We start from the raw sequence: 12,412 nt of genomic DNA on the forward strand, positions 1-12,412 counted from the left end.
AGTTGAAAACGTTCCGTTCGGAAAAGCCGTGGCGATTAGGCCGCGTTCTTTTCCGCATAGGCGTTGAAGACCCGTGCGAGCTGGGCTGCCGGTGCCTGGGTGACGGTTGCGAGCTTGGTCGCGGGTGCAACGAGCAGCCCAACGATCTTCGCGCGCAGTTCATCCAGCGACGGCATCGAGGCGAGCGCTTTCACGCCCTCCGCGTTCAGCATCACATCGCCCATCGCGCCGCCAACGATCTCAAGCTTGTCGTTGGTCTTGGCGAATTCGACCGCAACCTTGGCGGCTGCGACCGGATCGGCCGAGGAGGCGAGGCCGACGGGGCCGGTCAGCAGGTCGCTGATGCCGCTATAGTCGGTGCCTTCAAGGGCGATCTTGGCGAGGCGGTTCTTCGTAACCTTGTAGGTGCCGCCGGCTTCGCGCATCTTCTGGCGCAATTGGGTCGACTGGGCGACCGTCATGCCGAGGTTGCGGGTCACGACGACCACGCCGACCTCTGCCAGATGTGCGTTCAGCGCGGAAACGACCTCAGCTTTCTGATTACGATCCATGCCTTTACTCCACTTCATGTCCATCGGACGACCCGATGAACGGCAAAACCCGCGACGAATCGCGGGGCATTGGTCCGAAGGGGAGAGATCGACTGGCCCGTAGCCTCAAAAGGAAACAGGCAGACCCGGACAGGGCAAAACCCCGCCGGTAAAGAACTTTTCCCCGTCTAGGCCGGAAATTAAGAAGGGCATATTCCCTTCACCGACTGTCTCGGACGGAAGACCACCGACATTGCTGTCGGGGGCCTGCTGCTGGCGCCCCTACAGATTTGGAGGAGGCGTGTCACGTGGATTCTGACGCACGGTCGGGGTGGAGGGCGGAAAAGCGCGATTTTCCGTCGAAGTTCACAGTGTTTGCGCGCGCGTGCGCAGGCGCGCGTAGGCATCGTGGGAAGCGGTTCGACATTTCAAAGACGGCGGCCGGGATAGGCAGGCCTGAGGCATGTAGGACAGAAGAAAAGCGGGCTGCGACGGACAATAGGACGTTTTTTCGGCGGCCGTGGCATGGAGGTTACAGTTGGCGGAGTGAGGTTTGTTTTTGGCCGTTCCGAGCCATAAGCGCACACCGTGCTCCTGCGAAGGCAGGAGTCCAGTCCCGCCCTTGGTGGATCATCGCACCGTCTGAACTGGGCTCCTGCCTTCGCAGGAGCACGGTGCGCGCTGACGAGAGGCAGCACTCAGACTGACTGCTAGCTACCCTTCGCTGTCCTAAACCCGATCCGCCTGCACCACCGTGTCCAGCCCGCGCAACGCCGACAATATGCGGTTCAGATGCTGCGCGTCGGCTACTTCCAGATCGATGATGTCGGTGTGGAAAGGCCCCTCGCGGTTCACCAGTTGCAGGTTGAGGATGTTCGCCTTGGTCGCGCCGAACACATTGGTGACGGCCGCCAGCGCGCCCGGCTGGTTCTTCACGATCACCTGAAGCCGCGCGGTGCCGCCCTTCGACTTGCTGTCCCAGCTCAAATCGACCCAATCATCGTCCTGCCCCGCCTCTAGCGAGCGGCAATCGATGGTGTGGACCTCGATCGGCTCGCCGGTGCGGCGGACGCCGACGATGCGGTCGCCGGGGACGGGGTGGCAGCAGTCGCCCAGATTATAGGCGATGCCCGGCGTCAGGCCGCGGATGGATACGGGGGCGTGCTGGCGCGGATGGGCTTCTGCCACCCCTTCCGCGCTGGTGGAGCCGGGGACCAGAGCCTCCATCACTTCCGAATCGAGCAGGCGATGGGTAGCGATGGCGACCATCAGCGACCCGCGATCGTCGAGTTTGAGGCGTTTCAAGGCGGCCTTCAGCGCCTTTTCGCCCAGCTCGCTCGCCAGTTCGGGGGAGAAGCGGCCGATAATCTCCTCATAGAGCTTCTCGCCCAGCGCCACTTCCTCGCCGCGCTGTTTCTGGCGGATATAGCGGCGGATGGCGGCGCGGGCCTTGCCGGTGATGGCGAAGGTCAACCAGCCGGGCTGCGGCTCCTGCCCTTCCGATTTCAGAATCTCGACCTGATCGCCATTTTCCAGCGTGGTGCGCAGCGGCACGACGCGGCCGTTGACCTTGGCCCCTACCGTCTGGTTGCCGAGCGAGGTGTGCACCGCATAGGCGAAGTCGACCGGCGTCGATCCCTTGGGCAACTGGTGCAGCTCGCCCTTGGGGGAGAAGGCGAAGATGCGGTCCTGATACATCGCCATGCGGGTATGTTCGAGCAGCTCGTCCGCATCCTGGCTCTGTTCCAGGATTTCGACCAGGTCGCGCAGCCAAGCGGCATGGTGGTCGCCCGCATCGCCCTTCTGCTTGTAGGCCCAGTGCGCGGCGAGGCCGAGTTCGGCGTCATGATGCATGTCGCGGCTGCGGATCTGCACCTCGATCCGGGCATTGTCCTGATGGATGACCGTCGTGTGCAGCGAGCGATAGCCGTTGCGCTTGGGCGTGGAGATGTAATCCTTGAACCGGCCCGGCACCATCTTGTAGGTCTGGTGGATGACGCCCAATGCGCGGTAGCAGTCCTCCGTCGTCTCGGTGATCACGCGGAAGGCCATGACGTCAGTCAGTTGCTCGAAGCTGATATGGCGTTCCTGCATCTTTTTCCAGATGGAATAGGGATGCTTCTCGCGGCCCGATACCGTGACCGGCAACCCCTTGCCGCCCAGCAGCAATTGCAGTTCCGCGCCGATCCGGTCGACCTTGTCATGGCCGCCTTCCTTCAGTTGCTCCAGCCGTTTGGTGATGCTGTCATAGGCTTCCGGCTCCAACTCGCGGAAGGCCAGCAACTGCATCTCCCGCATGAAGTCGTACATGCCGATCCGCTCCGCCAGCGGGGCGTAGATGTCCATCGTCTCGCGGGCGATGCGGCGGCGCTTCTGCTCATTCTTGATGAAGTGCAGCGTGCGCATATTGTGCAGCCGGTCGGCCAACTTCACCAGCAGCACCCGGATGTCGTCCGACATGGCGAGCAGGAATTTGCGCAGATTCTCCGCCGCCCGCTCATTTTCGGACATGGCTTCGATCTTGCTGAGCTTGGTCACGCCGTCGACCATCTTCGCGACGTCCTTGCCGAAGGCGTGCTCGATCTCCTCATAGGTGACGAGCGTATCCTCGATCGTGTCGTGCAGCAGCGCGGTCACGATGGTCTGGTCGTCCAGGTTGAAGTCGGTCAAAATGCCAGCGACTTCAATCGGATGGCTGAAATAAGGGTCGCCGCTGGCGCGCTTTTGGCTGCCATGTTTCTGGACCGAAAACACATAGGCGCGGTTGATCATCGCTTCGTCCGCTTCCGGATCGTAGCGCTTCACCCGTTCAACAAGTTCATACTGGCGTAACATCGTGTCCCGATTGTCCGCGATGCCCCTTGCAGTGCAACAAAAAAATCCCATTTAGGGCAAGTGCGATGCACTTTTGCAACGCGGGTGGCTTTGAGCTATCAAGTGAAGACGATGACACATATTCTGGCGCAGGATCTGGAACAATGCGCGCTGCCCAGCGCATTGGAGGCGATGGGTGAACGCTGGTCGTTCCTCATTTTGCGGGGCGCTCTTTCGGGAATCCGGCATTTCGAGGAGTTTCAGTCGACCCTCGGTATCGCCCGCAACATCCTGGCGAATCGGCTCGCGCGGCTGGTGGAAAACGGCATCATGGTGCGCCAGCCGATGCAATGCGACCGGCGGAAAGTGGAATATCGCCTGACCGAAAAGGGACAGGATCTGGCCCCGGCCATGATAGCGCTGCGTCAATGGGGCGAGAAATGGGGCTGCGGGCCCATCTCCTGTCAGATGCTGGCCGACAGCCGCGACCGCTTGCCGATCCGCAAGATGACCGTGCAGGCCCATGATGGCCGGACGTTGGAACTGAGCGATCTCATATGGTTGTGCATCGATGAGGAAACGCCGGTGAGTCAGAAAGCAGCCGCCGCCTGAGGATTTCAGCATCCATTTCTCCTCCCGGTCGGAAGGAGCATCAAGGCACAATGGATGCTGAAACAAGTTCAGCATGACGAGTGCCCCTGGCGTTTCGGTTTTTCATCGATCTATCTACCATTCGAAAAAACCGGTTCCCACTTTTTTGCCTGATGTTCTAGTCTGACCGCAATGTCAGTGCATCGCTTCCAGCCCCAGCCCTTTTTCGCGGACAAGAACCGCGCTTTCTGGAACCTCCAGTCGGTGGGATGGGCGGGCGCCTTCCTGCTGCGCGGTTCCTCGACCATCGCCAATGGGCAGCCGCTCTCCAGCCTGATTCCGGTGATGATCTCGACCGTGTCGGGCTATTCGGTGACGCTGCTGATCGCGGTGGTCTTCCGTTTCCTCCAGCGGCAGCGGCCGATCATCACCTGGGGGGCGTCCATCGTCACGGTGGTGGTCGCGGCCGGGCTGGTGGCGTTCATCGACGCCTGGGTGTTCTCGACGCAGAACCGGGGCAGCGACACGGCGGGGCTGCAACTGTTCCTGGGCGCCTTCTACCTTAGCATGACGTTGCTGGGGGCGTGGTCGGCGCTTTATTATGCGATCAACTTCTATCTGACGGTGGAGGAGCAGGCGGACCAGTTGCTGCGCCTCGAAAATCAGGCGTCGAGCGCGCAGCTCGCCATGCTGCGCTATCAGCTCAATCCGCATTTCCTGTTCAATACGCTCAATTCCATCTCGACCCTGGTGCTGCTGAAGCAGACCGACCGGGCCAATGCGATGCTTTCCCGCCTGTCGTCCTTTTTGCGCTATACCCTGATCAACGAACCGACCGCGCAGGTGACGATCGAGCAGGAGATCGAGACGTTGAAGCTTTATCTGGAGATCGAGAAGATGCGGTTCGAGGACCGTTTGCGACCTGTCTTCAACATCGATCCGGCCGTTTCCCAGTCGCGCTTGCCGTCGTTGCTGCTCCAGCCCTTGGTCGAAAACGCCATCAAATATGCGGTCACGCCCAAGGAAGAGGGCGCGGAAATCTCCGTCACGGCGCAGCCTGCCGGCGAAAACGTCCGGATCATCGTATCCGATACGGGGCCGGGATTGAATGAGGGGTTCACCCGCCCGAACAATCTGGTCAGCGAAGGAACGGGCGTTGGCCTGGCGAACATCCGCGACAGGCTGATTCAGGCCTTCGGGGAACGACAGAGCTTCGAAACGCGTTCCACGCCTGGCGGCTTTTCGGTCCTGATCGAAATGCCGCTTAATTTGGATGAACCATCGAGAGTGGCCGCATGACCATCAGAACAATCCTCGTCGACGACGAAAGCCTGGCTATCCAAGGCCTCAAGCTGCGTCTGGAAGCGCATGAGGATGTCGAAATCGTAGAAACCTGTTCCAACGGCCGCGAAGCGATCCGCGCCATCAAGACGCATAAGCCCGACCTTGTGTTCCTCGACATCCAGATGCCCGGTTTCGATGGCTTTTCCGTGGTGCAGGGGCTGATGGAGGTCGAACCGCCGCTTTTCATCTTCTGCACCGCCTATAGCGACCATGCGATCCGCGCCTTCGAGGCGCAGGCGGTCGACTATCTGATGAAGCCGGTGGAGGAAGGGCGGCTTGCCGATGCGCTCGACCGGGTGCGCCAGCGGCTTTCGGAAAAACGCCAGGTGCAGGAAGCGGAAAAGCTGCGCGAGGTGCTGGCGGAGGTCGCGCCGGAGGCGATGAACGATTTTTCGGGCGATGGCGACGCGCCCGCCGCCAACCGGTTCGAAAAGCTCATCAACATCAAGGATCGCGGGCAGATTTTCCGCGTGGATGTGGATTCGATCGAGCGGATCGACGCGGCAGGCGACTATATGTGCATCTACACCGCCGACAATTCGCTGATCCTGCGCGAGACGATGAAGGATCTGGAAAAGCGGCTCGACCCGCGCAATTTCCAGCGGGTGCACCGCTCGACCATCGTGAACCTCAGCCAGGTGCGGCAGGTGAAGCCACATACCAATGGCGAATGCTTCCTGGTGCTGGAATCGGGCGCGCAGGTGAAGGTCAGCCGTTCCTATCGCGACGTGGTGGCGCGCTTCGTGCATTGATTTGACGTTGAGATTGGCAAGCAACGTGCTCCTGCGAAGGCAGGAGCCCAGTTCAGACGTTGCGTGAATGAGGCGAAGGCAGAACTGGGTTCCTGCCTTCGCAGGAACACGCTAGAGATTGGGGCATGAGCAAGCCCGGCTACGTGTACATCATGGCAAGCGGCCGCAATGGCACACTCTATCTGGGTGTGACCAGCGATCTCATTCAACGCGTCTGGCAGCATCGCAACGGCTTCGGTGGCGAGTTCAGCGCCGAATATGGCTGTCGTTTCCTCGTCTGGTACGAAGCCCATGACGATCTTCAGGAAGCCCGCCTTCGTGAGCTTCGCATGAAGAAATGGAAGCGTGAGTGGAAGTTGCGCGTCATCGAAGAACGCAACCCCGATTGGTGCGACCTGTTCGAGACTGTCGCCGCCTAACGAAACACCCATTGCCGGTTGAGGCCGAACATCACGGCCGGCGTCACGAAGAGCATGGCCGGGATGGGCGACCATTCCGGCCAGCGCATATGGGTGACGCACAGCCACACCCAGAGCGCGTTGAGGGCATAGCTGATCAATGACACGGCGACGAAGCGCACTCCGCGCGCCGCCTGGTTGTCGCGGCTGCCATGGCCGCGGAAGGTGAAGCTGCTGTGCGTGACATAGCCGATCGCCACCGCCGCCAGATAGCCGATGCCGTTGGCGATCTGCGGATGCAGCCCGGCGGGCGCGGCCAGCGTCCAGTAGATCGCCGCCTGACACGCCGTCACGAACAGGCCGGTCAGGCCGTAGCGGACGATCTGCCAGAATAGCGCCTGCTTTTCCGCTGTGAGGATTTGGAGGATTTTCATGTCGACCCGTTGCGCTTTGATGCGAAGCCTCTAATCGAGCCACCATGAAACTGCAAAGCCGGCCTGTCCTGCGCGCCCGTATCGTCCCTCTGGCGGCGAAATTCTCCCTGCATGCGGAGCGGAACTGGAAGTGGCTGACCATGCTGCTGTGGATCGGCGCCATGGCTTATATGATCGCCACGCGCTGGCCGCAGATTCACTGGCTGACGCTGAGCGATACCGACGACAATATCCGCTATTTGCAGGTGAAGGACTGGCTGGCGGGCCAGGGCTGGTACGATCTGCGGCAATATCGGCTCGATCCGCCCGCCGGGTTCAATATCCACTGGTCGCGGTTGGTGGACCTGCCGCTGGCGGGGCTGATGCTGTTCTTCCGCGCCTTTCTCGATCAAGGGCTGGCCGACCGGCTGGCCTGCGGGATCGCGCCAATGCTGCCGCTTTTGCCGCTGATGCTGGGGCTGGGTTTCATCGCGCGGCGGCTGGCCGGGGGGAATAGCTGGTTTCTGGCGGCGCTGGCGCCCTTCGCCGCGCAAATGGGCATATCCATGTTCCTGCCGATGCGGATCGACCATCATGGCTGGCAACTGGCCTTCACCGTGCTGATGCTGGCGGGGCTGATCGACCGCAACTGGCTGCGCGGCGGCATCGTCGCGGGGGTGAGCAGCGCGCTGTCCATCGCCATCGGCATGGAGATGATCGTCTATCTGGCGGCGGGGGGCGCGCTGATCGCGCTGCGCTGGGTGTTCAAGGAGGGTGCGGCGCGGCGGATGCTGCCCTACGCCATCAGCCTTGGCGGCGCGACGTCGCTGCTGTTCGTGCTGTTCGCCAGCTACGCCAATCGGCAGATGGTGTGCGACGCGATCTCGCCCATCTGGGTCGCGATCTTCGCGGCGGTTTCGGCGGGGATGGCGCTGCTGGCGCTGCTGCCGCTCAAAAGCTGGCCTGCGCGGCTTGGGGCGGGGATGGTGGTCGGCGCGGCGGTGGCAGCCTTTGCCTGGCTGAACTGGCCGCAATGCCTGTCCGGCGCCTATCAGATCTCGCCGGAACTGGAGCGGCTGTGGCTCGCCAATATCCGCGAAGCCAAGCCGATCACCGTGCAGGCGCGCAGCCTGGTCGTGCCGTTGATGGCGATTCCGGTCGCGGGCCTTTTCGGCCTGATCTGGGCGCTGTGGGATTCGCGGCGGGACGGGGACCGGCTTTGGGCCTGGGCCACGGTGGGGCTGATGATGCTCTTTTCGACCGCCTTGCTCTTCTGGCAGTTGCGCGCAGGCCCCGCGGCGCAGTTGCTGGCCATACCGCCGGCCGCCTGGGCCGCCTATCGTGTGCTGTGCCTGATCGGAACGGGCAGGCCGGCGGTGCGACTGGCCGCTGGGCTGGGCGCGGCGCTGCTGGCCGTGGCGGCCTTCGCGACGCCGCTCTATCCGCAGATCAACCAGTTCTGGGTCGGGACCACGGGCGAGAAGCCCAAGCCGCAAAAGCCGGCGGTGCAGGCGCGCAGGAAGGCCATAGACAAGGCCAATGGCCGCTGCCGCACGCTTCCTGCGCTGGAGGTGCTGAACCAATTGCCCCCGGCCACCATCTTCACCATGGTCGATCTGGGGCCGCGCCTGATCGTCGCCACGCATCATAGCGCGGTGGCGGGGCCTTATCACCGCAACGGCGCGACGATCCTGGACATGCACCACGCCTATGACGGTCCGGCGGAGGCGTTCCGGCCGATCGCGGCGAAGCATCACGCAACCTATCTGCTGGTCTGTCCCGGCTTTCCCGAGGGCACCATCTACCAGTCGCGCAGCCCCAGGGGCTTTTACGCCGGGCTGATGCGGGGCGAGGTGCCGGGCTGGCTGAAGCCGGTCACGCTGAAGACGGGAATGACGCTGCCCTACAGCCTCTACCGCATCGATTATTCACCGCCGGGCGAGGAAAAAGTCCCTGAGCAGCGTTGAGGCTTCGGCTTCGGCCAGGTCGCCATAGACCTCCGGCCGATGCAGGCATTGCGGCTGGGTGAAGAGGCGCGGTCCCTGCTCGATCGCGCCGCCCTTGGGATCGGCGGCGGCATAATAGAGGCGGGCGATGCGGGCGTGGGAGATCGCCCCGGCGCACATGGCGCAAGGCTCCAGCGTGACCCAGAGATCGCAGCCGGTCAGCCGAAAATCGCCCAGATGCGCGGCGGCGGCGCGGATCGCGACCATTTCGGCATGGGCGGTGGGATCATTGTCGCGGCGGTTGCGATTCTCGCCTTCACCGATGATCCGGCCGTCGAGGGTGACGACCGCGCCGATGGGGACTTCGCCTGCTTCGGCGGCGGCGCGGGCGAGATCGAGCGCGCGCCGCATCGGATCGGGCAGGGGGAAGGGCGAGGACATGGCCTTGCCCTTACAGGATGATGGCGCCTGGGGGGAGGGGCTGGTTTCGGAGAAAGCATGTGTTCCTGCGAAGGCATTCGAGCGAGACAAGTGGCTCGTCAGAACCCAGTCCAAAGGCCAGAACTGGGTTCCTGCCTTCGCAGGAACACGCTGTACATGGGTTGGTCGTCTCAGGGCTTCTTGACGTCCACCGTCGGCACCTCGACCGTTTCCTTGCGCTTGCCGACCTCGACCTTGGCCACGCTCGCCTCATATTTGGGCAAGGAACCGCCCTTCACCGCGATTTCCGGCAGGCGTCCTTCCTGCGTTTTTTGCAGGTCGATGAAGCCGGTGGCGATGCCGCCGGCCAGAACCAGCAGCAAAATCAGCAACAAGCCACCAATGAATCGCATTTCGGCCTCCTATGGCTTATGGGGCGTCAACGCTCATGAGTCGGAAAGGGTTGCGGCCCGGAAAGGCTCTCGGCGGGTTGACGTGCGTCGGGAATCCCGTTATCGGCGCCGCTTTCCGAACGAACCCGAATTACAAGGTTGATTGACTATGTCGCGCATTTGCGAGCTGACCGGCAAGGGCCGCCAGGTGGGTCACAATGTTTCCCACGCCAATAACAAGACCAAGCGTGTGTTCCTGCCCAACCTGCAGAACGTGTCGCTGATCTCCGAAGCGCTGGAAACGACCGTGAAGCTGCGCGTGTCGACCCATGGTCTGCGTTCGGTCGAGCATAATGGCGGCCTGGACAACTGGCTGCTGAAGACCAGCGATGACAAGCTGTCGCTGAAGGCGCGCCGCCTGAAGCGCGACATCGCGAAGAAGAAGGCCGCCGTCGCGGCCTGATTCGGTTCGATTCGTTCGCTTGAAAGAGCGGCCTGGCGACAGGCCGCTTTTTTGCGTTGGTCGGGGTGACTGGTTTTGGCCGTTGGTTGCCATTAAGCGCGCCGTGTTCCTGCGCAGGCAGGAACCCAGTCCTGCCGTTTGTGGATATCGCAGCGTCTGAACTGGACTCCTGCCTTTGCAGGAGCACATTGCGCTTCAACCTAATGGTTGTCCGCTCACCCCTTCATGTCGACCTATTCCCATCAATCCAGCGCGAATTTCAGCAGCAGGGTGCGCTGGAAGAATTCGTGATTGTCGTCTGAGGCGATCCAGACGATGCGGCGGCCGCCTTCCCGCGTCACCGCCAGCCCTTCGAAATTGTCGGCCAGCAGCGGCGGCGCCAGCCGGGCCAGCGCGCGCGCCTTCAACCGGGCGCCGGAGCGGGGCTTTTCCGGCAGTTCGACGATCGCCAGCGTCGCCGTGAACAGCTCCTGCAAGGTCAGCCGCCGGTTGAGCACCAATATATGCCGCTCGTCGAGCGCGACTGCGTCGGTCGGCCGATAGCCGCGCGGCGGCACGTAGCGCAGATGCATCGGCGCGGCCGTCGACGCTTCGGCGGGGTCGTTCGCGAACAGCAGCGTGTCGTGACTGCCATCGGCGGTCATGCCCATCTCCGCCAGGACGAGGAAGCGGCCATCGGGCAGCCGCGCCAGCGATTCGATCGATCCGGTTTCGGGCCAGGCCTCTATCTCCGGCCAGGTGCGGCAGGCTTCGACGCGGGCGAAGCCGGGGGAGTAGCGGCAGATCATCTGTTGCAGTTCGAAGCCCACCCAATAGCGCTGGCTTGCCGGATCGCGGGCCATGGCCTCCGAATCCCAGGCCCACCAGGGCCGGTCGCGATCCTGCGGGCGGATGGGCAGGGGTGCGATGAACGGGCGCCGATCCGCTTTGCCGGGGCCGATGTGAAAGCCCATCAGCGTGCCGGAATCGCTGAGCGCCAATATCTGGCCGTCCGCGTCGGCCAGCAGCGAGGAGATGCCGCCGAAGCCATGATGGGTACTGTCGAGCTGCCAGCCACCCAGATAATGGAGGCGCCCCAGGTCGCGCTGCGCGGGATCGGCGGCATTCAGGGGCAAGGCGCGCGCCCTGACCAGCAGCGGGCCGGCGCCGAAGGGTTTGGGCTTGTTCTTATGCGGCGCGGGGAGCAGCAGGATCGCGAGCAGCAGGACGATCAGGATTCGGCGCATCGCCCTTGCCATAGGGGATTATGGGGCGATGTGCAGGGCTTTTCGCGGCTCTGGCGTCGGCTGTGGAAAAGCGCGATAAGATGGTCATCGGTCGCTCCAATGCTGAACGATGGCTGACATCGCCATTCAGGCTTGGCTCAATGCGAATCGGGCAAAAGGGCCTCAATCGACGGCGAGTCCTCCCTTGGAAGACCTGCCTGGATCGATGGCAAATTGAGGAGCAACGCCATGAAGACGAAGTTTCTGATCAATCTGGGGGCGGCGCTGGCGATGGGCGCTGCCTCTCTGGCCGCCACCGCAACGCCGGCCATGGCCCGCGACGGTTGGGGCCGCCATTATGAACGTGGCGATTATTATCGCGGCGACCGGGGCTATCGCGGCGACCGCGGCTATCGTGGCGGCGATTATTATCGGGGCGACCGTTATTATCGCAACGATTATCGTGGCTATCGCGGGTATCGCGGCGGCTATCGCTGCCGGGACAGCGGCACCGGCGGGACCATCATAGGCGCAATCGCCGGCGGCCTGCTGGGCAATGAAGTCGGCAAGGGCAGCGGCCGCTATGGCCGTCGCGGCGACGGCACGACAGGCGCCATCATCGGCGCGGGTGTGGGTGCGCTGGCCGGCCGGGCGATCGACCGCGATTGCTGATCCATCGCTGAAGGATGAACGGAAGAGGGCCGCTCCGCTGGGGCGGCCCTTTTCTTTTGCCGTCTCGCAAGGCGTCTCATGTTCCTGCCTTCGCAGGAACACCCTCGGCTTAGGCGGGACCGCTCTTGGCCCAGGCAAAGAAAAAGGCCGCCCCGTTTCCGGCGCGGCCCCTTCCAGACAATTCCCTTAAGGGGGAATTACATCGCGTTCGCGGCAGCGTTGCCCGCAACGTTGGCAGCGTTCGAAGCGGCGTTCGAAGCGTTGTCGGCAGCGTTCAGCGCGGCATTCATGGCGTTGTCGGCAGCATTCGAAGCGTTCTCGGCAGCGTTGGCCGAAGCGTTGGCGGCATTTTCCGCACCGCCCGAGCAGGCGGCCAGGCCGAGCGACGCGGCGAGAACGAGCGAAAGAGCAATCGACTTGGTCATGGGTTAACCCCTCTCTGAGAATAAAAACGGTGCAGACCACTCTCGGA

14 protein-coding genes are annotated in these 12,412 nt (G+C 62.9%); 7 read left to right on the forward strand and 7 right to left on the reverse strand.

From position 1 onward, the window contains the following. Window positions 1–35: 35 nt before the first annotated feature. The gene (gene rplJ, locus HUK72_RS15340; RefSeq protein WP_176597490.1) at window positions 36–551 is read right to left on the reverse strand and encodes a 50S ribosomal protein L10; all 516 of its coding nucleotides are present in this window, start codon (window positions 549–551) and stop codon (window positions 36–38) included. A gap of 708 nt (window positions 552–1,259) precedes the next feature. After that, window positions 1,260–3,365 (reverse strand): bifunctional (p)ppGpp synthetase/guanosine-3',5'-bis(diphosphate) 3'-pyrophosphohydrolase, encoded by a 2,106-nt coding sequence (locus HUK72_RS15345; protein ID WP_176597491.1) that lies wholly within the window; start codon window positions 3,363–3,365, stop codon window positions 1,260–1,262. A 111-nt stretch (window positions 3,366–3,476) separates the two neighbouring features. Between HUK72_RS15345 and HUK72_RS15350 the strand changes: the two genes are divergently transcribed. From HUK72_RS15350 to HUK72_RS15365, 4 genes are all read left to right on the forward strand, one after another. Beyond that, entirely contained in the window at window positions 3,477–3,956 is a 480-nt protein-coding gene (locus tag HUK72_RS15350) for a helix-turn-helix domain-containing protein (RefSeq protein ID WP_176597492.1), read from the forward strand. Window positions 3,957–4,127: 171 nt separating this feature from the next. Beyond that, entirely contained in the window at window positions 4,128–5,234 is a 1,107-nt protein-coding gene (locus HUK72_RS15355) for a sensor histidine kinase (RefSeq protein WP_176597493.1), read from the forward strand. After that, window positions 5,231–6,031 (forward strand): LytTR family DNA-binding domain-containing protein, encoded by an 801-nt coding sequence (locus HUK72_RS15360; protein ID WP_176597494.1) that lies wholly within the window; start codon window positions 5,231–5,233, stop codon window positions 6,029–6,031. Before HUK72_RS15355 ends, HUK72_RS15360 begins: the two co-directional genes overlap by 4 nt. 125 nt (window positions 6,032–6,156) lie before the next feature. Beyond that, entirely contained in the window at window positions 6,157–6,450 is a 294-nt protein-coding gene (locus tag HUK72_RS15365) for a GIY-YIG nuclease family protein (RefSeq protein WP_087575791.1), read from the forward strand. Here HUK72_RS15365 and HUK72_RS15370 read toward each other — a convergent pair. Further along, entirely contained in the window at window positions 6,447–6,863 is a 417-nt protein-coding gene (locus tag HUK72_RS15370; RefSeq protein WP_176597495.1) for a GtrA family protein, read from the reverse strand. The two genes, HUK72_RS15365 and HUK72_RS15370, sit on opposite strands and share 4 nt — an antisense overlap. Before the next feature lie 44 nt (window positions 6,864–6,907). Between HUK72_RS15370 and HUK72_RS15375 the strand changes: the two genes are divergently transcribed. Beyond that, window positions 6,908–8,809, forward strand: a complete 1,902-nt coding sequence (locus HUK72_RS15375; protein ID WP_176597496.1) for a hypothetical protein — start codon at window positions 6,908–6,910, stop codon at window positions 8,807–8,809. On the opposite strand, the gene HUK72_RS15380 is transcribed toward HUK72_RS15375, so the two are convergent. Together HUK72_RS15380 and HUK72_RS15385 are read right to left on the reverse strand one after the other, a co-directional pair. Next, window positions 8,771–9,229, reverse strand: coding sequence for a nucleoside deaminase (locus HUK72_RS15380; RefSeq protein ID WP_176597497.1), 459 nt, complete (start codon window positions 9,227–9,229; stop codon window positions 8,771–8,773). The genes HUK72_RS15375 and HUK72_RS15380 overlap by 39 nt on opposite strands. Before the next feature lie 170 nt (window positions 9,230–9,399). Continuing rightward, window positions 9,400–9,621, reverse strand: coding sequence for a hypothetical protein (locus HUK72_RS15385; protein ID WP_176597498.1), 222 nt, complete (start codon window positions 9,619–9,621; stop codon window positions 9,400–9,402). 148 nt (window positions 9,622–9,769) lie between these two features. Here HUK72_RS15385 and rpmB point away from each other — a divergent pair, with 148 nt between their 5' ends. Beyond that, on the forward strand, window positions 9,770–10,063 hold the full coding sequence (gene rpmB, locus HUK72_RS15390; RefSeq protein ID WP_007687480.1) for a 50S ribosomal protein L28: 294 nt from the start codon (window positions 9,770–9,772) through the stop codon (window positions 10,061–10,063). Window positions 10,064–10,305: 242 nt separating this feature from the next. On the opposite strand, the gene HUK72_RS15395 is transcribed toward rpmB, so the two are convergent. Beyond that, window positions 10,306–11,289, reverse strand: coding sequence for an esterase-like activity of phytase family protein (locus HUK72_RS15395; protein WP_176597499.1), 984 nt, complete (start codon window positions 11,287–11,289; stop codon window positions 10,306–10,308). Between the two features lie 228 nt (window positions 11,290–11,517). On the opposite strand from HUK72_RS15395, the gene HUK72_RS15400 reads away from it, so the two are divergent. Beyond that, entirely contained in the window at window positions 11,518–11,940 is a 423-nt protein-coding gene (locus HUK72_RS15400; RefSeq protein WP_176597500.1) for a glycine zipper 2TM domain-containing protein, read from the forward strand. Window positions 11,941–12,137: 197 nt separating this feature from the next. Here the strand turns inward: HUK72_RS15400 and HUK72_RS15405 are convergent, their stop codons facing one another. Continuing rightward, window positions 12,138–12,365 carry a circumsporozoite protein gene (locus HUK72_RS15405; RefSeq protein ID WP_066554878.1) on the reverse strand — a complete coding sequence of 76 codons (228 nt, stop codon included), beginning with the start codon at window positions 12,363–12,365 and terminating at the stop codon, window positions 12,138–12,140. Between the last annotated feature and the right edge of the window lie 47 nt (window positions 12,366–12,412).

This window comes from Sphingobium sp. 15-1 (assembly GCF_013375535.1).
GTDB classification, from domain to species: domain Bacteria; phylum Pseudomonadota; class Alphaproteobacteria; order Sphingomonadales; family Sphingomonadaceae; genus Sphingobium; species Sphingobium aromaticivastans.